Annotated in this window: 17 protein-coding genes and 1 riboswitch; of the genes, 12 read left to right on the top strand and 5 right to left on the bottom strand. The window is 73.8% G+C overall.

The features are described 5' to 3' along the window. Window positions 1–14 precede the first annotated feature (14 nt). From ACQKM2_RS26715 to ACQKM2_RS26700, 4 genes are all read left to right on the top strand, one after another. Complete coding sequence (locus ACQKM2_RS26715; RefSeq protein ID WP_427714117.1) at window positions 15–1,367, top strand: M16 family metallopeptidase; 1,353 nt, start codon at window positions 15–17, stop codon at window positions 1,365–1,367. Window positions 1,368–1,387: 20 nt separating this feature from the next. Continuing rightward, the gene (locus ACQKM2_RS26710) at window positions 1,388–2,755 is read left to right on the top strand and encodes a M16 family metallopeptidase (RefSeq protein WP_427714247.1); all 1,368 of its coding nucleotides are present in this window, start codon (window positions 1,388–1,390) and stop codon (window positions 2,753–2,755) included. 216 nt (window positions 2,756–2,971) lie between these two features. Beyond that, window positions 2,972–3,129: riboswitch (cyclic di-AMP (ydaO/yuaA leader) on the top strand. Window positions 3,130–3,141: 12 nt separating this feature from the next. After that, window positions 3,142–3,945, top strand: a complete 804-nt coding sequence (locus ACQKM2_RS26705) for a M23 family metallopeptidase (protein WP_427714115.1) — start codon at window positions 3,142–3,144, stop codon at window positions 3,943–3,945. A 180-nt stretch (window positions 3,946–4,125) separates the two neighbouring features. Further along, entirely contained in the window at window positions 4,126–4,791 is a 666-nt protein-coding gene (locus ACQKM2_RS26700) for a GntR family transcriptional regulator (protein WP_427714112.1), read from the top strand. Window positions 4,792–5,042: 251 nt separating this feature from the next. Here ACQKM2_RS26700 and ACQKM2_RS26695 read toward each other — a convergent pair whose 3' ends face one another. After that, on the bottom strand, window positions 5,043–5,324 hold the full coding sequence (locus tag ACQKM2_RS26695; protein WP_007267025.1) for an HPr family phosphocarrier protein: 282 nt from the start codon (window positions 5,322–5,324) through the stop codon (window positions 5,043–5,045). 210 nt (window positions 5,325–5,534) lie between these two features. Between ACQKM2_RS26695 and ACQKM2_RS26690 the strand changes: the two genes are divergently transcribed. From ACQKM2_RS26690 to ACQKM2_RS26665, 6 genes are all read left to right on the top strand, one after another. Next, window positions 5,535–8,333, top strand: a complete 2,799-nt coding sequence (locus ACQKM2_RS26690) for a GNAT family N-acetyltransferase (protein WP_427714109.1) — start codon at window positions 5,535–5,537, stop codon at window positions 8,331–8,333. Between the two features lie 47 nt (window positions 8,334–8,380). Next, entirely contained in the window at window positions 8,381–8,977 is a 597-nt protein-coding gene (locus ACQKM2_RS26685; protein WP_185911182.1) for a DUF5998 family protein, read from the top strand. Then, complete coding sequence (locus ACQKM2_RS26680; RefSeq protein ID WP_427714106.1) at window positions 8,977–10,182, top strand: alkaline phosphatase family protein; 1,206 nt, start codon at window positions 8,977–8,979, stop codon at window positions 10,180–10,182. The genes ACQKM2_RS26685 and ACQKM2_RS26680 overlap by 1 nt, the downstream gene beginning before the upstream one ends. Window positions 10,183–10,239: 57 nt before the next feature. Further along, entirely contained in the window at window positions 10,240–10,890 is a 651-nt protein-coding gene (locus ACQKM2_RS26675) for a thymidine kinase (protein ID WP_427714104.1), read from the top strand. 138 nt (window positions 10,891–11,028) lie between these two features. After that, a complete protein-coding gene (locus tag ACQKM2_RS26670) occupies window positions 11,029–13,719 on the top strand; it encodes an AAA family ATPase (RefSeq protein ID WP_427714102.1) in 2,691 nt (896 codons plus the stop codon). Between the two features lie 58 nt (window positions 13,720–13,777). After that, window positions 13,778–14,146, top strand: coding sequence for a 6-pyruvoyl trahydropterin synthase family protein (locus ACQKM2_RS26665; protein ID WP_385765952.1), 369 nt, complete (start codon window positions 13,778–13,780; stop codon window positions 14,144–14,146). Between the two features lie 33 nt (window positions 14,147–14,179). Here ACQKM2_RS26665 and ACQKM2_RS26660 read toward each other — a convergent pair whose 3' ends face one another. The 4 genes from ACQKM2_RS26660 to ACQKM2_RS26645 form a co-directional block, all read right to left on the bottom strand. Continuing rightward, window positions 14,180–14,989 (bottom strand): VOC family protein, encoded by an 810-nt coding sequence (locus ACQKM2_RS26660; RefSeq protein ID WP_427714099.1) that lies wholly within the window; start codon window positions 14,987–14,989, stop codon window positions 14,180–14,182. Window positions 14,990–15,138: 149 nt separating this feature from the next. Continuing rightward, window positions 15,139–15,459, bottom strand: coding sequence for a winged helix-turn-helix domain-containing protein (locus ACQKM2_RS26655; RefSeq protein ID WP_427714097.1), 321 nt, complete (start codon window positions 15,457–15,459; stop codon window positions 15,139–15,141). Further along, on the bottom strand, window positions 15,456–15,872 hold the full coding sequence (locus ACQKM2_RS26650) for a hypothetical protein (RefSeq protein ID WP_427714095.1): 417 nt from the start codon (window positions 15,870–15,872) through the stop codon (window positions 15,456–15,458). The genes ACQKM2_RS26655 and ACQKM2_RS26650 overlap by 4 nt, the downstream gene beginning before the upstream one ends. 103 nt (window positions 15,873–15,975) lie before the next feature. After that, window positions 15,976–16,416, bottom strand: a complete 441-nt coding sequence (locus tag ACQKM2_RS26645) for a nuclear transport factor 2 family protein (protein ID WP_427714093.1) — start codon at window positions 16,414–16,416, stop codon at window positions 15,976–15,978. A gap of 107 nt (window positions 16,417–16,523) precedes the next feature. Between ACQKM2_RS26645 and ACQKM2_RS26640 the strand changes: the two genes are divergently transcribed. Both ACQKM2_RS26640 and ACQKM2_RS26635 read left to right on the top strand, forming a co-directional pair. Beyond that, on the top strand, window positions 16,524–17,096 hold the full coding sequence (locus tag ACQKM2_RS26640; protein ID WP_427714090.1) for a PadR family transcriptional regulator: 573 nt from the start codon (window positions 16,524–16,526) through the stop codon (window positions 17,094–17,096). Next, window positions 17,083–17,853: an SGNH/GDSL hydrolase family protein gene (locus ACQKM2_RS26635; protein ID WP_427714087.1), complete on the top strand. Its 771-nt coding sequence runs from the start codon at window positions 17,083–17,085 to the stop codon at window positions 17,851–17,853. Before ACQKM2_RS26640 ends, ACQKM2_RS26635 begins: the two co-directional genes overlap by 14 nt. The last annotated feature ends 91 nt before the right edge of the window (window positions 17,854–17,944 follow it).

Raw genomic sequence — 17,944 nt, 5'->3', positions numbered from 1 at the left:
GGGACCACATGCCCATGGGTCACACGGCCACAGCTCAGGCCGGCTCCGGCGGCCTGACAGCGACCGAGCACCGGCTGGCCAACGGCCTGCGCGTGGTGCTGTCCGAGGACCACCTCACTCCGGTCGCCGCCGTCTGCCTCTGGTACGACGTCGGCTCGCGCCACGAAGTCAAGGGGCGGACCGGTCTGGCTCACCTCTTCGAGCACCTGATGTTCCAGGGTTCGGCGAGCGTACCGGGCAACGGGCACTTCGAGCTCGTCCAGGGCGCCGGCGGCTCGCTGAACGGCACCACCAGCTTCGAGCGCACCAACTACTTCGAGACGATGCCGGCCCACCAGCTGGAGCTCGCCCTGTGGCTGGAGGCGGACCGCATGGGCTCGCTGCTGGCCGCCCTGGACGACGAGTCCATGGAGAACCAGCGCGACGTCGTCAAGAACGAGCGCCGCCAGCGGTACGACAACGTCCCGTACGGCACCGCGTTCGAGAAGCTGACCGCCCTCGCCTACCCGGAGGGCCACCCGTACCACCACACCCCGATCGGCTCGATGGCCGACCTGGACGCCGCGTCCCTGGAGGACGCGCGCAACTTCTTCCGTACGTACTACGCGCCCAACAACGCCGTGCTGTCGGTCGTGGGCGACATCGACCCGGAGCGCACCCTCGCCTGGGTCGAGAAGTACTTCGGCACCATCCCGGCGCACGACGGCAAGCAGCCGCCGCGCGACGGCTCCCTCCCGGAGGTCATGGGCGGGCAGCTCCGCGAGGAGATCGTCGAGGAGGTCCCGGCGCGTGCGCTGATGGCCGCCTACCGCCTGCCGCACGACGGCACCCGCGAGTGCGACGCCGCCGACGTGGCGCTGACCGTGCTGGGCGGCGGCGAGTCCTCCCGCCTGCACAACCGCCTGGTGCGCCGTGACCAGACGGCCGTGGCGGCCGGGTTCGGCATGCTGCGCCTGGCCGGCGCGCCCTCGCTGGGCTGGCTGGACGTCAAGACCTCCAGCGGCGTCGAGGTGCCCGCCATCGAGGCGGCCGTCGACGAGGAGCTCGCGCGGTTCGCCGCCGAGGGCCCGACGGCCGAGGAGATGGAGCGCGCCCAGGCGCAGCTGGAGCGCGAATGGCTGGACCGGCTGGGCACCGTGGCCGGCCGCGCCGACGAACTGTGCCGCTTCGCGGTGCTGTTCGGCGACCCCCAGCTCGCCCTGACCGCCGTCCAGCGGGTGCTGGACGTCACCGCCGAGGAGGTGCAGGCCGTGGCCGCGGCCAGGCTGCGCCCCGACAACCGCGCGGTGCTGGTCTACGAGCCGCTGGGCGGCGCCGGGGCCCACGAGACCGAGCAGCACGACGAGAACGAGGGGGCGGAGCAGTGAGCGACACCGCAGCCGTCACGATGACCTTCCACCCGCGGCCGCAGGCCGGCGAGGCGAAGCCGTGGGCCTTCCCGGCCCCGGAGCGCTCCACGCTCCCCAACGGCCTGACCCTGCTGCGCTGCCACCGCCCCGGCCAGCAGGTGGTGGCGGTCGAGGTCAACCTCGCCGCCCCGCTGGACGCCGAGCCCGAGGGCCTCGACGGGGTGGCCACCATCATGGCCCGCGCCCTGTCGGAGGGCACCGACAAGCACTCCGCCGAGGAGTTCGCCGCCGAGCTGGAGCGCTGCGGCGCCACCCTCGACGCCCACGCCGACCACCCCGGCCTGCGGGTCTCCCTGGAGGTCCCGGCCTCCCGGCTGCCGAAGGCGCTCGCCCTGCTCGCCGAGGCCCTGAGGGCGCCCGCCTTCGCCGACGGCGAGGTCGACCGCCTGGTGCGCAACCGGCTCGACGAGATCCCGCACGAGCTGGCCAGCCCGCAGCGCCGCGCCGCCAAGGAGCTCTCCAAGGAGCTGTTCCCGGCCTCGCTGCGCATGTCCCGCCCGCGCCAGGGCACCGAGGAGACGGTCGCGCGGATCGACTCCGGGGCCGTGCGCGCCTTCTACGAGGCCCACGTACGCCCCTCCACCGCCACCGCGGTGGTCGTCGGCGACCTGACCGGCATCGACCTGGACGCGCTGCTGGCGGACACCCTGGGCGCCTGGACGGGCGACACCGCCCCGGCCCGTCCCGTGCAGCCGGTGACGGCCGACGACACGGGCCGCGTGGTCATCGTGGACCGGCCGGGCGCGGTCCAGACGCAGCTGCTGATCGGCCGGATCGGGCCGGACCGGCACGACATCGTCTGGGCCCCGCAGGTGCTCGGCACCTACTGCCTCGGCGGCACCCTCACCTCGCGCCTGGACAAGGTGCTGCGCGAGGAGAAGGGCTACACCTACGGCGTGCGCGCCTTCGGGCAGGTGCTGCGCTCCACCGCGGACGGCAAGGGCGCCTCGATGCTCGCCATCAGCGGTTCGGTGGACACCCCCAACACGGGTCCGGCGCTGGAGGACCTGTGGAAGGTGCTGCGGACCCTCGCGGAGGGCGGGCTGACCGACGCCGAGCGGGACGTGGCGGTGCAGAACCTGGTGGGCGTGGCCCCGCTGAAGTTCGAGACGGCCGCCTCCGTCGCCGGCACGCTCGCCGACCAGGTCGAGCAGGAGCTGCCGGACGACTACCAGGCGCGGCTGTACGCGCGGCTGGCCGAAACCGGTACGGCGGAGGCCACTTCGGCCGTGGTGAACGCCTTCCCGGTGGACCGTCTGGTCACCATCCTGGTGGGCGACGCCGCGCAGATCGAGGAGCCCGTCCTGGCGCTCGGGATCGGTGAGGTCACCGTCGTCTCCAACTGAGCGGCGCGAGGCCCGAGACGGGCCGTGGTCCGGCCCGTTTCCAGGGGGCTCCGGTGGAACATCCACCGGAGCCCCCTTTGTCCGTTTGGTGGCGTGGTTGCAGGTATGCGGTGTGGCGTACGCAACAAAACCGCTCGTCTGTTTGGCGATTGACTGATGATCCGCCTAGCGTCGGCCGTGCTGTTCGTCAGTTGTAACCGCCGCACCCGCGGCACCGGACAGCGATCGCCGAGTCCCCGTCAGGCGCGAGCCTGGGGAGCCGGGGACCCACATGTCCCTGGGGTGAATCGGACCCCCTCGCCAGAGGAGGCCCGTAGGAGACCTTCCTGCTCCGAACCCGTCAGCTAACCCGGTAGGCGAGAGGGAAGGAAAGGATCACCCCCTTCATGGCGTTTGGCAGTCGTGCCGCCGGTTCTGGTAAGCACCGTGGTTCCAGCCGTCTGAGCCGCAAGACCGCCGGCTTCGCCGGCGTCGCCGCCCTCGCCACCACGGGCGTGGTCGGCACCCTGGCCGCTCCGGCCTTCGCGGCGGACAACAGCAGCGCACCGTCCATGGAGGACACCGGTCAGAACGCGATCGTCGTCGCCGACGGTCTGCAGGACGACATCGAGGTCCAGGCCGCCACCCAGCAGAGCGCCGCCGAGGCCGCCGCCGCGCAGGCGCAGGCCGAGGCCGAGGCGAAGACGCGGGCCGCCGAGGCCAAGCGCACCGCCGAGGCCAAGGAGAAGGCCGAGCGCGAGGCAGCCGAGAAGGCCGCCGAGGAAGAGGCCCGCAAGCGCCTCAACACCTTCGTCTCCCCGATCGACGGCTCGTACGTCAGCACCCAGTACGGCGCGGGCGGCGGCATGTGGTCCTCCGGCAGCCACACGGGCATCGACTTCCACGCCGACTCCGGCACCTCCGTCCACGCCGTGGGCGCGGGCACCGTCGTCGAGGCCGGCTGGGGCGGCGCGTACGGCAACAACGTCGTCATCCGCCACAACGACGGCACCTACACCCAGTACGGCCACATGAGCTCGCTGAGCGTCTCCGCCGGCGAAACGGTTACCCCGGGCCAGCAGATCGGCCTGTCGGGCTCCACCGGCAACTCCAGCGGCCCGCACCTGCACTTCGAGGCCCGCACCGGCGCCACGTACGGCACGGACATCAACCCGCTGACGTACCTGCGCAACCACGGCGTGGGCATCTGACCCGCACGCACGCAGCGCGCTTCACCGAAGAAGGCCCCGGCTCACAGAGCCGGGGCCTTCTCCGTATTTCCAGCCCTGTTTCCAGCCCTGTTTCCGACCCCGCTCGGAATTCACCGCGATGTGCAATAGAGTCGCAGCACGGCCACGGTAAACCGAACCGAAACCAGCGGAGGTCCGGCCTTGCGTATTCCGGCGCACGCGGTGTGCACAGCGATTCGCGACGACATCGTCTCCGGTTTCTTCGGGCCGGGCGGCCGGCTGACCGAGGAGGTGCTCGCCCGCCGCTACGGGGTCTCGCGCGTCCCGGTCCGCGAGGCGCTGCGGACCCTGGAGTCCGAGGGCTTCGTCACCACGCGGCGGCACGCGGGCGCCTGCGTCGCCGAGCCGACCGCGCAGGAGGCCGCCGACCTGCTGGAGCTGCGGATGCTGCTGGAGCCGCTCGCCGCCTCCCGGGCCGCCCGCCGGCGCACCGACGGCCACCTCAAGGTGCTGCGCGGACTGGTCAGGCTGGGCCGGGAACGGGCCGGCCGGGCCCAGGGGGAGGACCTGCGCTCCCTGGGGAGCTGGTTCCACGAGACGCTGGCCCAGGCCTCGGCGAGCCCGGGGCTGATCGCCCTGCTGACCCAGACCCGGCACAAGATCGCCTGGATGTACGTGGTGGACGCGCCCGCGCAGCCCGCGGAGTGCTGGGCCGAGCACGCCGCCATCGTGGACGCCGTCGCGCGCGGCGACGCGGAGCGGGCCAGGGCGCTGACCGCGCTGCACGCGCAGCGGTCGGCGGGGGCGCACCGGCCCAGGGTGAGGAATCCGCAACCTGCCGTAAACGCGGCGAGCTCTCCGAATTAACAATTCCCGTATACAACAGAGGGATATTCTCGTCCGTCCGTCCGTCCGTCCGTCCGTCCGTCCGTCCGTCCGTCCGCCGGCCCGTCCGGGCGGCGGTTTAATTCCCGTCCGCTTTCATTCCGCCGCGTTCCGGCCGCCTCCCGGCGCGCCGAATTCCCGGATTCCCCGAACGGGAAAACGCGGAAGCCGCAGCCCCCGGGGTGGTGGGGACTGCGGCTTCCGGTCTACCGGACCCGAAGGGTCTGACGGTCTCAGACGGTCTCGGGGAGCTCTTCGAGGCCCTCGGCGACCAGCTTCGCGAGGCGGTCGAGCGCGGCGTCCGCACCCTCGGCGTCGGAAGCCAGGACGATCTCCTCGCCGCCCTGGGCGCCCAGGCCCAGGACCGCCAGCATCGACGCGGCGTTGACGGGGTCGCCGCCGGCCTTCGCGATGGTCACCGGGACTCCGGAGGCGGTGGTCGCCCGGACGAAGATCGAGGCGGGACGAGCGTGCAGGCCCTCGGCCCAGCCGACGTTGACGCGGCGCTCTGCCATGGTGATGCCCTTCAGGTTCTACGGGTTGTCTAGACCAGTCTCTCACGCCGTCCGGAATGCTCGGACCGACCTTCGGCCCGTATCCACCGCCGTTCGACCCTCCCCAGCTTGCACTGGTTCGCCCCGGTGTGCCGCATTCGCCGCGCGCTCGCCGAACGGGCCTCCCACCGCACCCGCACACCCGGCCGGACCGCCCCTTAAGGTGGCCCCATGACCACCGCGTCGGACCCCTCGTACCCGGCCCACTGGGAAGCGGACGTCGTGCTGCGCGACGGCGGCACCGCCCGGATCCGCCCCATCACCACCGAGGACGCGGGCCGCCTGGTCAGCTTCTACGAACAGGTCTCGGACGAGTCGAAGTACTACCGTTTCTTCGCGCCCTACCCCCGCCTCTCGGACCGCGACGTCCGCCGCTTCACGCACCACGACTACGTCGACCGCGTCGGCCTCGCCGCGACCATCGGCGGGGAGTTCATCGGCACGGTCCGCTTCGACCGCATCGGCCCCGACGGCCGGCCCGCCTCCGCCCCCGCCGACGAGGCCGAGGTCGCCTTCCTCGTCCAGGACGCCCACCAGGGCCGCGGGGTCGCCTCCGCCCTCCTGGAGCACATCGGCGCCGTGGCCCGCGAACGCGGGATCCGCAGGTTCGCGGCCGAGGTGCTGCCCGCCAACACCAAGATGATCAAGGTGTTCACGGACGTCGGCTACCAGCAGAAGCGCAGCTTCGAGGACGGCTCCGTCCACCTCACCCTCGACCTCGAACCCACCGCCGAGTCCCTCGCCGTCCAGCGCGCCCGCGAACAGCGCGCCGAGGCCCGCTCCGTGCAGCGCCTCCTCGCCCCCGGCTCCGTCGCGGTGATCGGCGCCAGCCGCTCCGGCGCCGGCGTGGGCGCCACCGCCCTGCGCAACCTGCGCGACGGCGGCTTCCGCGGACACCTCTACGCCGTCAACGAGGCCCGCGCCCCCGGCCTGGAGGGCGACCTCCTCGAAGGCGTACGGGCCTACCGCTCCCTCGCCGAGATCGGCGGCCCCGTCGACCTCGCCGTGATCGCCGTCCCCGCCGACCGGGTCCCCGACGCCGTGGCCGCCTGCGGCGAGCACGGGGTGCAGGGGCTGGTGGTCCTGTCCGCCGGATACGGCGAGAGCGGCCCGGCCGGACTCGCCCGCCAGCGTGAACTGGTGCGGCAGGTCCGCTCGTACGGGATGCGGCTCATCGGGCCCAACGCCTTCGGGGTGGTCAACACCGCCCCGGAGGTCGAGCTGAACGCCTGCCTCGCCCCGGCCCCCGCCTCCGCGCGCGGCCCGATCGGCCTGTTCACCCAGTCCGGGGCGATCGGCATCGCCCTGCTGTCCGCCCTGCTGCGGCGCGGCGAGGGACTGTCGTCCTTCGTCTCGGCCGGCAACCGGGCCGACGTCTCCGGCAACGACATCCTCCAGTACTGGTACGAGGACGAGGCCACCGACGTCGCCCTGATGTACCTGGAAACCCTCGGGAACCCGCGCAAGTTCACCCGCCTCGCCCGCCGCACCGCCGCCGTCAAGCCCGTGGTCGTCGCCCTCGGCGGCCGGCACACCCCCGCCGGACACGTCGTCCCCGGCACCCGGCTCCCCGAGGCCACCGTCTCCGAGCTGCTCCGCCAGGCCGGCGTCATCCGCGTCGACACCGTCACCGAGCTCGTCGACGTCGGCCTGCTGCTGGCCGGGCAGCCGCTGCCGGCCGGGCCCCGGGTGGCCATCCTCGGCAACTCCGAGTCCCTCGGCGTCCTCACCTACGACGCCTGCCTGACCGAGGGGCTGCGCCCGCTGCCCCCGCTCGACCTGACGACCGCCGCCGGCCCCGCCGACTTCCGCACCGCCCTGCGCGCCGCGCTCGCCTCCGAGGACTGCGACGCCGTCGTCGTCACCGCCATCCCCTCCGTGAGCGACCGCCGGCTCGCCGACGACCTCGCGCAGGCGCTGCGGGAGGCCGTCGCCGAGGTCCCGGGCAAGCCCGTCGCCGTGGTCCACGTGGAGCTCGGCGACCTCGTCGAAGCCCTGGCCGCCGCGGCCGGCGACGCGCCCCCCGCCGCGCCCCCGCCGCCCGCCGAGGTGCCCGCCGGCGCCGACGCCGACGGCGGCGCCCACGGCGTCGAGGGCGCCGGCCGGATCCCCGCCTACCCGGCCGCCGAGCGCGCCGTGAAGGCCGTCGCCGAGGCCGTGCGGTACGCCCGGTGGCGCCGGGACAACGCCGAGACCGGACAGGTCCCCGAGTACGAGGACATCGACGAGGCGGGCGCCGCCGCCCGGCTCGCCGCCCTGCTCACGGGCGTCGAGGAGGGCGCCGCGCTGACCCTGGACGAGGCCGACGCCCGCGGGCTGCTGGCCCGCTACGGGATCCGGGTGCTGCCCACCCTCCCCGCCCCCGGCCCCGACGCCGCCGTGCGCGCGGCCCGGGTCCTGGGCTACCCCGTCGCCCTCAAGACCACCGCCCCGCACCTGCGCCACCGCGCCGACCTGGGCGGCGTACGCCTCGACCTCACCAACGAGGCCGAGCTCAGACGCTCGTACGAGGAGCTCACCGAGGCCCTCGGGAAGCCGGCCGAGCTGCAGCCCGTGGTGCAGTCGATGGCCCCGCGCGGAGTCGACACCGTGGTCCGCGCCACCGTCGACCCCGCCGCCGGGGCCGTCCTCTCCTTCGGCCTCGCCGGCGTCCCCTCCGAGCTGCTCGGCGACACCGCCCACGGCCTCGTCCCCGCCACCGACCGGGACACCGCCGCCCTGATCCGCTCCATCCGCGCCGCCCCGCTGCTCTTCGGCTGGCGGGGCAGCGACCCCGTCGACACCCCCGCCCTGGAGGAGCTGCTGCTGCGGCTGTCCCGGCTGCTGGACGACCACCCGGAAGTGACCGGGGTCTCGCTGGAACCGGTCGTCGTCGCCACCGGGGGCCTCTCCGTGCTCAGCGCCACCGTCCGCGTGGCGCACCCGCCCGCCCGGACCGACCTCGGCCCGCGCACACTGCCGAGCTACTGAGCGCACGACAGGCAGGGGGAGCCCGTACGGGCCTTAGGATGGACCTCATGGCGAAATCCGGTACGACGACCCAGGGGCTGCGCGCGGCCATCGAGCGCAGCGGCTACTACCCGGCCCTCGTGGCCGAGGCGGTGGAGGCCGCGGTGGGCGGCGAGCCGATCTCGTCGTACCTGGTCCACCAGGAGACCACCTTCGACTCCAACGAGGTGCGCCGGCACGTCACCGTGCTGGTCCTGACCGGAAACCGCTTCATCGTCAGCCACACCGACGAGCAGGCCGCCGACGCAGGGTCGCCGTCCCCGTACGCGACCACCTCCACCGAGTCGGTCAAGCTCTCCAGCATCTCCTCCGTGGTGCTCAGCCGCGTCGTGGCCAACCCGGAGTCGTACACGCCCGGCCAGCTGCCCCGCGAGGTCGTCCTGACCATCGGCTGGGGCGCGGTCTCGCGCATCGACCTGGAGCCCGCCGCCTGCGGCGACCAGAACTGCGACGCCGACCACGGCTACACCGGCAACTCCACCGCCGACGACCTCAGCCTGCGCGTCAGCGAGGCCGGCGACGGCCCGGAGACGGTGCGCCAGGCCCTGCTCTTCGCGCAGGCGCTCAGCGAGGCGACGGCGGCGACCTCGGGCCCCGCCCGCTGATGTCCTCCTCCGTACCGTCGAACTGGCAGGACGAGCCGGAACTGCTCGACCTCGCGGGCGCCCCGGTCCCGCAGTACGGCTCCGGCTCCCTCGCCGACCTGCTGCCGACCCTCGCGGCCGGCCAGGGCGTACCCGGCCTCGCCGCCGGGATCACCGAGCTGGCGCCGGCCGACCGGAACTGCGTGTTCCTGGTCGACGGCATGGGCTGGGAGCAGATCAAGGCCCACCCCGACGAGGCCCCGTTCCTCACCTCCCTCCTCGCGAGCTCGCGCGGCGGCACCGGCCTGCCGATCACCTCGGGCTTCCCGGCGACCACCGCCACCTCCCTGGCCTCCGTCGGCACCGGCCTGCCCCCCGCCCGGCACGGCCTGCCCGGCTACGCCGTGCGCAACCCGGCCTCAGGCGAGCTGATGAACCAGCTCCGCTGGCACCCGTGGACCTCGCCGAAGCCCTGGCAGCCGTACCCGACGGTGTTCCAGCTCGCCGACGCGGCCGGGGTGCACACCGCGCAGGTGTCCGCGCCGAACTTCCAGACCACCCCGCTCACCCAGATCGCGCTCAGCGGCGGCACCTTCCACGGCCGGATGACCGGCGAGGACCGGATGGACCTCGCGGCGATCCAGCTCGCGGCCGGCGAGCGCTCGCTCGTGTACACGTACTTCAGCGAACTCGACGGCGCCGGACACCGGCACGGCGTGGACTCCGACGCCTGGCGCGGCCAGCTCATGTACGTCGACCGGCTCGTGCAGCGCCTCGCGGAGCAGCTGCCGCCGCGCACCGCCCTGTACGTCACCTCCGACCACGGCATGGTCGACGTGCCCTTCGACGAGGACTCCCGGATCGACTTCGACGAGGACTGGGAGCTGGGCGCGGGCGTGGCCCTGCTCGGCGGCGAGGGCCGGGCCCGGCACGTCTACGCGGTGCCGGGCGCCGAGGCCGACGTGCTGACCGTCTGGCGCGAGGTGCTCGGCGACCGCTTCTGGGTCGCGAGCCGCGAAGAGGCCCTGGCACTGGGCTGGTTCGGGGCGCCGGGGGAGTGCGACGAGCGGGTCCTCGGCCGGATCGGCGACGTGATCGCCGCGGCCCAGGCCGACGTCGCGATCACCGCCTCCCGCAACGAGCCCAACGAGTCGGCGCTCACCGGGATGCACGGCTCCATGACCGCGGCCGAGCAGCTGGTCCCGCTGCTCGAAATCCGCACCTGACCGTCCCGCTCCCGCACCCCCCTCTCCCACCCTGCCCCGAAAGGTCCCGTACCTCCCATGCCCGAGCTGGTGTTCTTCTCCGGAACGATGGACTGCGGAAAGAGCACGCTGGCTCTGCAAATCGACCACAACCGCTCCGCGCGCGGCCTCCAGGGCGTGATCTTCACGCGCGACGACCGGGCGGGCGAGGGCAAGATCTCCTCGCGCCTCGGTCTGGTCACGGAGGCCGTCGAGGCGGGGGAGGGCATGGACCTGTACGCGTACCTCGTCGACCGGCTCTCCAAGGGCGGCAAGGCGGACTACGTCATCGTCGACGAGGCGCAGTTCCTGGCCCCCGAGCAGATCGACCAGCTGGCCCGGACCGTGGACGACCTGGGCCTGGACGTGTTCGCCTTCGGCATCACCACGGACTTCCGCACGAAGCTGTTCCCGGGCTCCCAGCGCCTCATCGAACTGGCGGACCGCCTGGAACAGCTCCAGGTCGAGGCCCTGTGCTGGTGCGGCGCCCGCGCCACGCACAACGCCCGCACGGTGGGCGGGCAGATGGTGGTCGAGGGCGCGCAGGTGGTGGTCGGCGACGTGAACCGCCCGGCGGAGGAGATCGGCTACGAGGTCCTGTGCCGCCGGCACCACCGCCGCCTGATGACCTCCGCCTCCGCCCACGCGGGCTCCCTCTCCCCGGACGTCCTCCCGGTCAACAACGCCTGACCGGCCTTCCCGGCGCCATCCGGATGAGCCGATCTCGCCGAGTCACGGGCGGGACGAACCCGGATGATCTACCGTTGGCGGCGCCCTGCCGAAACGGGCCGGGAAGCTCTGCCAGATCCATGGGACGGGGGACGTGGGGTGCCGATCGGATTCGTCGATCGCGTCGAGCACATGGAGGAACTGCGTTCGGTCCTGGCGGCGCTCGTGGAGGGACGGGGCGGCCAGGCCCTCGCCTTCGACAGTGCCTCAGGAATGGGCAAGTCGGCTCTGCTGAGGGCGTTCGAGGCGGAGGCCGCCGGGTCCGCGGGCCGGGCCGGTTGCCGGATCGTGTCCACCGCGTGCCGGCCCGGCATCGGACCGGACCTGATGTACGGGCCGGTGCTCGACCTGCTCCTGAAGATCGGGGAGGACCAGGAACCCAAGCGGCGCGGCGTGTTCAGGAGGATGCTAGGCGCCGCCGGGCAGGGGGTGGTCCGATCGGCCCCCGAGGTGCTGTCCGCGATCGTCCCCGGACTCGGGGCCGTGTTCACCCTGGGACGGGAGATCACCGAGGCCTCCCTCGACTCGGGGTCGATGCCCTTCGATAGCCTGCTGCCGTTCCGGCACGCGGCGGCGCTCCGGATCGTGGACGGCCTGCTGGAGGTGGTCCGGCAGGGCCCGCCGACCGTGCTCGTGATCGACGACGTCCAGCACATCGACGAGAGCAGCCAGTTCGTCCTCGACCAGCTGCTGCGCAAACTGCCGCGGGAGCAGCTCGCCCTCGTGCTCAGCCACACGAGCGACGGGGCGTACGCGGACGGCCGGGAGTCCAGGATCGAGGCGCTGCTGCACCGCTGGTCCGGTGAGGGGCTGCTACGGCGCAGGACGATGGGGGGACTGCCGCAGGACGCGATCGCCGAACTCGTCGCGCAGCGGCACCCGGCGGCTCCGCCCGCCCTCTCGCACCGGCTGGCGGAGCTGACGGGCGGCCACGCCATATTCGTGACGCTCTGCCTGGAGGAGTGGAGCCCCGACCACGGGGCCGACGTGGCCCTGCCGTCCACCCTGTCGAGGGTGGTGGAGGAGCGGCTGCGCACGCTGACCGAGCAGGACCGTGCCCTGCTCGTCACCGGGGCGGCCCAGGGTGAGGTGTTCCTGTCGGGCACGGTCGCGGCGGTCACGGGTGTGCCGCACGACGTCGTGATGGAGCGGCTGCGGCTGATCGCGCGGGACCACCGCCTGCTCGTCGCCGAGGAGCCGCCCGCGTGGGCGCGCTGGGAGCCCGCGGACTGCTACCGCTTCGAGCACCGCGCGCTGTGGAGCGTCGTCTACGCACAGCAGAGCGCCGAGCAGATGCGGTCGCGGCACGCGCGGATCGCGTCGGCGCTCGGCCAGGCCCGGCCGGAGGCCGCCTCCCTGGAGCGGCGGCTGGAGATCGCACGGCACCTGAGACGGGGCGGGCCGGCCTGTCTGGCCGCATCGGCCGACGCGCACTTCGCGCTCGCGCGGGACGCGGCCACGGAGGGACTGTCCTTCGCCGAGGCCGAGCGGCACTGCGAGGAAGTGATCAAGGCCACCCGGGACCTGCCGGTGGGGACCGAGGGGCGGGACCGGCGTTTCGTGCAGGCCGTGGAGCTGCTCCTCTCGCTGACCGAGGTGCGCTGGCGAGGGCAGAGCCGCCCTGCGGGCGGACCCGACATCGACGACCTGGCGGCCGAGGCGGAGGCGGCGGCGGGGCGGTGCGCGGAGCCGGAACTGGCCATCCGCGCGACGCTGCTGCGCGGCAAGACCCTCCTCGCCACGCAGGGACTCGTCCCCTCACTGGTCAAGCTGGCCGCAGCGGTGGAGCTGGCCGAGGAGCACGGGGATCCGGTGCCCCTCTTCGTGGCCCGGGTCGAATACGGCCGGCAGGTCTCCAAGCGCAGGCTCGCCGACGGCCTCGCGCAGCTCCGGGAGGCGGAACGCATGTACGCCTCGGACCCGCGCCTCGGGGGCGGCGGGGAGCCGGTCCTCCAGCACGCCCGCAACCTGGGGGAGATGCAGCTCGGGATCACCCTGTTCGACAGCGGGTACCTCACCGAGGCGCTGACGAGGCTGACCCGGTGCGTCGCGCGGTTGCGCGACGAGCCGTTGAAGGCGGAGCTGCCGATAGCGCTCAACTACCTCGCCCAGGTGCACATGGGCCTCGGGGACCAGGGGAAGGCGGAGGACGCCCTGCGCGAGGCCCTCGATTTCGAGGCGGACCGCGGCGGTGACAGCGCCTGGCACGCCTACAACGCCGCGCTCCTCGCCCGCATCGTGGCGCGGCGTGCGGGCGACCGGGAGGAGGGCCGCCGGCTGATCGCCGAGGCCTGGGCGGAGACCGAGCGGACGTGGCTGGCCAATCTGGTCCCCATCGTGCGCAACCTCTACGCGGAGGTGCTCCTCGCCGGCGCGGGGGAGTACGGCGAGCAGCTCGACGCCGCGGAGCGGCTGGCGGTCGCCACGTGCGTCGAGACGCGGCGCAGCGGCATGGTGCGCAGCGAGATCGCCGCGCACTCCCTGCGCAGCCGGATCCTGGTGCGCCGGGGCGACGTGGAGGGGGCCGAGGAGCACGCGCGGGAGGCGCTGCGGATCCTGGGCGAGGTGGGGGACATGCCCGCGCTGCGGACCGAGGAGGTCCTCTACCACTCGGCGCTCGTCCTCTCGGCGCGCGGATTCGAGGACGAGGCGCGGGGCCTGCTCGACCGTGCCAGGGGTGCGGTCCTGCGCAAGGCGGACCTGATCGCCGATGACGCGGTGCGGGAGCGGTTCCTGTCCGGCGTCTCCCTCAACCGAGCCATTCTCGGCGCCGGCGAGGTCGGTCGGTGATGCGCGCAGTACTCGTGCCGGGCGGGGTCGCGCCGCTCGCGGGCCGACGGGGGTGGCCATGCTGACGATCACCAAGGAGTTCCACTTCTCGGCCAGCCATGTTCTCGACCGGCTGCCGGGCTGGCACCCCTGCGCCCGCATGCACGGGCACAACTACGTCGTGGTCCTCGAACTCCGCGGCCGCCGGGAGGACCTCACGGAGGCCGGATTCGTGAGGGACTACCGGGACCTCGACGCGTTCAAGAAGTGGGTGGACGAGACCCTCGACCACCGTCACCTCAATGAGGCGATGGGGGGGGGTACCTCGCCCTCGGCGGAGAACCTCGCCGTGTGGATCCACGACCTCTGGACGGAGCGGATCCCCGAGCTCACGGCCGTGAGGGTCTCCGAGACGCCCAAGACCTGGGCCGAGTACCGGCCCGGCTGAGGCGCGTCGCGAGCGGTGGGCGCCCGGGCCGGCTCAGAAGCGGCCCGGTGCGGCCGGGCCGACGATGCTGAACGCGGCGCCGTCGCGGTCGCGCAGGGTGCGCTCGTGGGGGAAGGCGGCGGAGTCCGCGGAGGGGACGGCGGTGCCGCCGAGCGCGGTGGCGGCCTCCACCGCGGCGTCGACGTCGGGGACCCGGAAGTGGGCGCGCCAGCGGGGCCTGAGGTGCGGGTCGGGGGCCTCCGCGAGCGTCCCGCCGTGCAGGCGGGCCACGGTCCGGCCCGCGCGGCGGAGCAGGATGCGGTCGTCCTCCTCCACGTAGGCCACCTCGCAGCAGCCGGCGTGGTCGCAGGCCCACTCCAGGACCTCGCCGTAGAAGATGGCGGCGTCGAAGGCGTTCCGGGTGTGCAGCTCCAGCCAGGCCGGCGCCGCGTCGCCGCCCATGCCCCAGTCCGGGATGGCCTCGCCCTGCCAGATCCCGAAGACCGCCCCGTCCCGGTCGGCGGCGAGCGCGGCCCGGCCGGTGCCGAAGGACAGGGGGCCGACGGCGACGGTCCCGCTCCGCTCCCGGATGCGTGCCGAGGTGACGTCGGCGTCGTCCACGGCGAAGTACGGGGTCCAGGTGACGGGGATGCTGAGCGTCGGGGGCAGCGCGCCGATCCCGGCCACCGGGACCCCGGAGGCGAAGCCGACGGCGAAGGCCTCCCCGAGGTGGGCGGGGCCGAACTCCCATCCGAGGACCGCGCTGTAGAACTCCTTGGACGCATCGAGGTCGCGGGCCATGAGGCTGACCCAGCAGGGCGCGCCGAACGTTTCGTGACTCGATGTCGACACGGTGTACCCCATCCGCCGGTGCGCCCCCGGAAGCCCTTCCACAGTACTCGTGGGCGGCTCCCCGGGGCGGTGCGTAGCCGCGTGGGCGCGGTCCGTCAGGTGCGGAAACGCCCGGCCCATCCTCGTACCGGCGCGGGACGCTCCCGGAGGCGACACGCCGGTCAGCGCGGCGGGCCCGCGATGGCGGCGAGGGCGGCGACGTGCCGCCGGTAGCCGGCCAGGCCCTCCCCGGTCAGGAGCAGCCAGGTCCTCGGCATGCGCCCGACCCGTCCCTTCTCCACCGTGACCCAGCCGGCCTCCTCCAGGCGCGCGACCTGCTTCGACAGCGCGGAGTCGGTGATCTCCACGAGGTCCCGCACGTAGCCGAACTCGGCCTTCTCCACGGGCGCGAGGGCCGCCACGATCGACAGCCGCACCGCCGAGGAGAGCAGCGGGGCGAGCGCGTGGCGCGGGTGCGGGGTCCGGTCGGCCGGAGTCGTCATGCCGCGCGGCCCTCCCGCCAGGCCGCGGCGGCGGGCGGCAGCGCGCACAGCAGGGCCGCCCCGGCCGCGTAGGCGGTGCTGTCCGCGAAGACGGTGAGGCCCAGCACGAGGGCCAGTACGTACGTGGCGGCCCACGCGCCGATCGCGCCGAGGTAGCGGCGGGCGTGGCCCCGGGGCACGACGGGCTGCCGGGTGGCGAACGCGGACAGCGCCACCACGACGACCGCGTTCGCCGCCGTGGCGACGAGCGTGCCCGTACGCCCGTGCCACAGCAGCACGGTGGGGACGAGGAGGAGCTGCCAGCCCGCGAAGGCCCACAGGCAGCCGGTGAGCCGTCGGCTCCGCTGCCGGGCGTCGGCCTCGATCCGTGCGATCCCCTTCAGTGCCGCCGCGGCGGCGGTCTGCTCGTTCATGGTGGTCCCCCGTATGGCGGCCGGGCGGCCGCGGGTGCGATTGCCCGGCAAGTACTTGCCAATCTAGCAAGTACTTGCCGCGGGCGCGCGCACGGCCCGGCCGTCAGGCCTCCGGGGCGAGGCCGTCGGCGATCAGGCCGGTCAGGACCGCCTGGCCCAGGGCCTGGACGGCGGACTGGGGGCGGACCATCACCGTGAACTCCTTGACCCGGCCCGCCTCGTCGAACTGGAGCTGGTCGATGCCGTGGATCTGCTTGCCCGCCACCAGCGCGCGGAAGGGCAGGATCACCGTCGGGGCCTCGCCGTCGCCGGAGGTGGTCTCGGCGCCGCCGTCCAGCCGGCCGAGGTAGCGGAGGTCCTCGAAGGTGCGCAGCAGCACGCCGAAGAGGCCGAGGACGGCGGCCTTGCCCTCGAACGGCTTGAACTTCACCGGGCTGTACAGCCGGATGTCGTCGGTGAACAGCTCGTCCAGCGCGGCCAGATCGCGCTTCTCCACGGCTGCGCGGAAGCGTTCGGCGGTCCCCGCCGTGTCCACGGTCCCCATGTGGCCCCTCCTCCTGTCGGTGATGCCGATGACTACTCAAGAATGCGAGTAGTCATGTTTTTGAGTATCGTGCCGCTGCGGACACGGAAAGGGAAGGGGGAGTGGCCATGGCTCTGCGGCACGCGGTGCTGGCGGCGCTGCTCGACGGCGAGTACAGCGGCTACCAGCTGGCGAAGGCCTTCGACATCAGCGTCGCGAACTTCTGGCACGCCTCGCCCCAGCAGCTCTACGCCGAACTGGCGAGGCTGGAGGCGGACGGGCTGGTCGCGGGCCGGGAGGTGGTGCAGGAGTCCCGGCCGAACAAGCGGCTGTTCCGGGTCACCGACACCGGCCGCGCCGAACTGGAGCGGTTCGCCGGGACGGCGTCCAAGCCCTCCTCGATCCGCGACGACCTCCTCGTCAAGGTGCAGAGCGCCGACCGCATCGGCACCGCCCCGGTCATCGGGCAGCTCCTGGAACGGGCGGCCGCCGCCGAGGCCAAGATCGAGATGCTCCGCGGGCTGCTGCGGGACATGCGGGGCGAGCTGGACGAGGAGGAGTTCCTGCTGCGCGGCGAGCGGATCGGCGGCTATCTGACCTGCCTGCGCGGGGTGGCCTTCGAGGAGGGCCACCGGGACTGGTGCCTGCGCACCGCGGACGTACTGGGCAAGAGGGAGGGGATCACCCGTGCGGAAGGCTGAGTACCTGCGTTACGTCGCCCTGGGCGACAGCCAGACCGAGGGGCTGGGGGACGGCGACGACACGGTGGGCCTGCGCGGCTTCGCCGACCGCCTCGCCGGACACCTCGCGGCCGCCGCCCCCGGGCTGCGGTACGCCAACCTCGCGGTCCGGGGCCGGCTCGCCGGACAGGTCCGCGCCGAACAGCTCGGGCCCGCCCTGGAGCTGCGGCCGGACCTCGCGACCGTCGTAGCCGGGGTCAACGACCTGCTCAGGCCGCGCTTCGACGCCGCCGAGGTGGCCGGGGAGCTGGAGGAGGCGTTCGCCGCGCTCACCGCCGCCGGGGCCCGGGTGGCCACCGTGACCTTCCCCGACGTGGCGCGCATCGCCCCCCTGGCCCGGTCGCTGAGCCCGCGCGTGCACGCGCTCAACACCCGCATCCGCGCCGCGGCTGCCCGCCACGGGGTGGTGGTCGCCGAGACCGGCCGGGCCGCCGTCGCCACCGACCCGCGGCTGTGGACCGCCGACCGGCTGCACGCCAGCCCCCTCGGCCACGCCCGGATCGCCGCCGCGCTGGCCGAGGCCCTGGAGCTGCCGGGCAGCGGCGGTGCCTGGCGGGAGCCGCTGCCGGCCCGCCCGCCCCGCGCGTTCGCCGGGGCCGTCGCCGCCGAGGCCGCCTGGGTGGCCGGTTTCCTCGGCCCCTGGCTCGGCCGCCGGCTGCGCGGCACCTCCTCCGGCGACGGCCGCACCGCCAAGCGCCCGCAGCTGCTGCCGCTCTAGTCTTCCGAGTCAGGAATTCTGTTCAGATGTGTAGGCTTGCGGTATGGCACGTACGGGGCGGCCGAAGGCCGAGTTGACGTTGTCGGATGAG

The organism is Streptomyces sp. NPDC004126 (genome assembly GCF_050275515.1).
Taxonomy (GTDB): Bacteria; Actinomycetota; Actinomycetes; order Streptomycetales; family Streptomycetaceae; genus Streptomyces.
Note: the sequence above shows the minus strand (reverse complement) of the source record. Positions and strands in the feature narration are given on the sequence as shown.

Excerpts from the sequence above, each read along its gene's own strand:
- ACQKM2_RS26685 (WP_185911182.1), top strand. The coding sequence starts at position 8,381 with ATGGCGAAATCCGGTACGACGACCCAGGGGCTGCGCGCGGCCATCGAG.
- ACQKM2_RS26675 (WP_427714104.1), top strand. The coding sequence starts at position 10,240 with ATGCCCGAGCTGGTGTTCTTCTCCGGAACGATGGACTGCGGAAAGAGC.
- ACQKM2_RS26705 (WP_427714115.1), top strand. The coding sequence starts at position 3,142 with ATGGCGTTTGGCAGTCGTGCCGCCGGTTCTGGTAAGCACCGTGGTTCC.
- ACQKM2_RS26710 (WP_427714247.1), top strand. The coding sequence starts at position 1,388 with ATGACCTTCCACCCGCGGCCGCAGGCCGGCGAGGCGAAGCCGTGGGCC.
- ACQKM2_RS26695 (WP_007267025.1), bottom strand. The coding sequence starts at position 5,324 with ATGGCAGAGCGCCGCGTCAACGTCGGCTGGGCCGAGGGCCTGCACGCT.
- ACQKM2_RS26665 (WP_385765952.1), top strand. The coding sequence starts at position 13,778 with ATGCTGACGATCACCAAGGAGTTCCACTTCTCGGCCAGCCATGTTCTC.
- ACQKM2_RS26645 (WP_427714093.1), bottom strand. The coding sequence starts at position 16,416 with ATGGGGACCGTGGACACGGCGGGGACCGCCGAACGCTTCCGCGCAGCC.
- ACQKM2_RS26690 (WP_427714109.1), top strand. The coding sequence starts at position 5,535 with ATGACCACCGCGTCGGACCCCTCGTACCCGGCCCACTGGGAAGCGGAC.
- ACQKM2_RS26640 (WP_427714090.1), top strand. The coding sequence starts at position 16,524 with ATGGCTCTGCGGCACGCGGTGCTGGCGGCGCTGCTCGACGGCGAGTAC.
- ACQKM2_RS26650 (WP_427714095.1), bottom strand. The coding sequence starts at position 15,872 with ATGAACGAGCAGACCGCCGCCGCGGCGGCACTGAAGGGGATCGCACGG.
- ACQKM2_RS26715 (WP_427714117.1), top strand. The coding sequence starts at position 15 with ATGGGTCACACGGCCACAGCTCAGGCCGGCTCCGGCGGCCTGACAGCG.
- ACQKM2_RS26655 (WP_427714097.1), bottom strand. The coding sequence starts at position 15,459 with ATGACGACTCCGGCCGACCGGACCCCGCACCCGCGCCACGCGCTCGCC.
- ACQKM2_RS26660 (WP_427714099.1), bottom strand. The coding sequence starts at position 14,989 with ATGGGGTACACCGTGTCGACATCGAGTCACGAAACGTTCGGCGCGCCC.
- ACQKM2_RS26680 (WP_427714106.1), top strand. The coding sequence starts at position 8,977 with ATGTCCTCCTCCGTACCGTCGAACTGGCAGGACGAGCCGGAACTGCTC.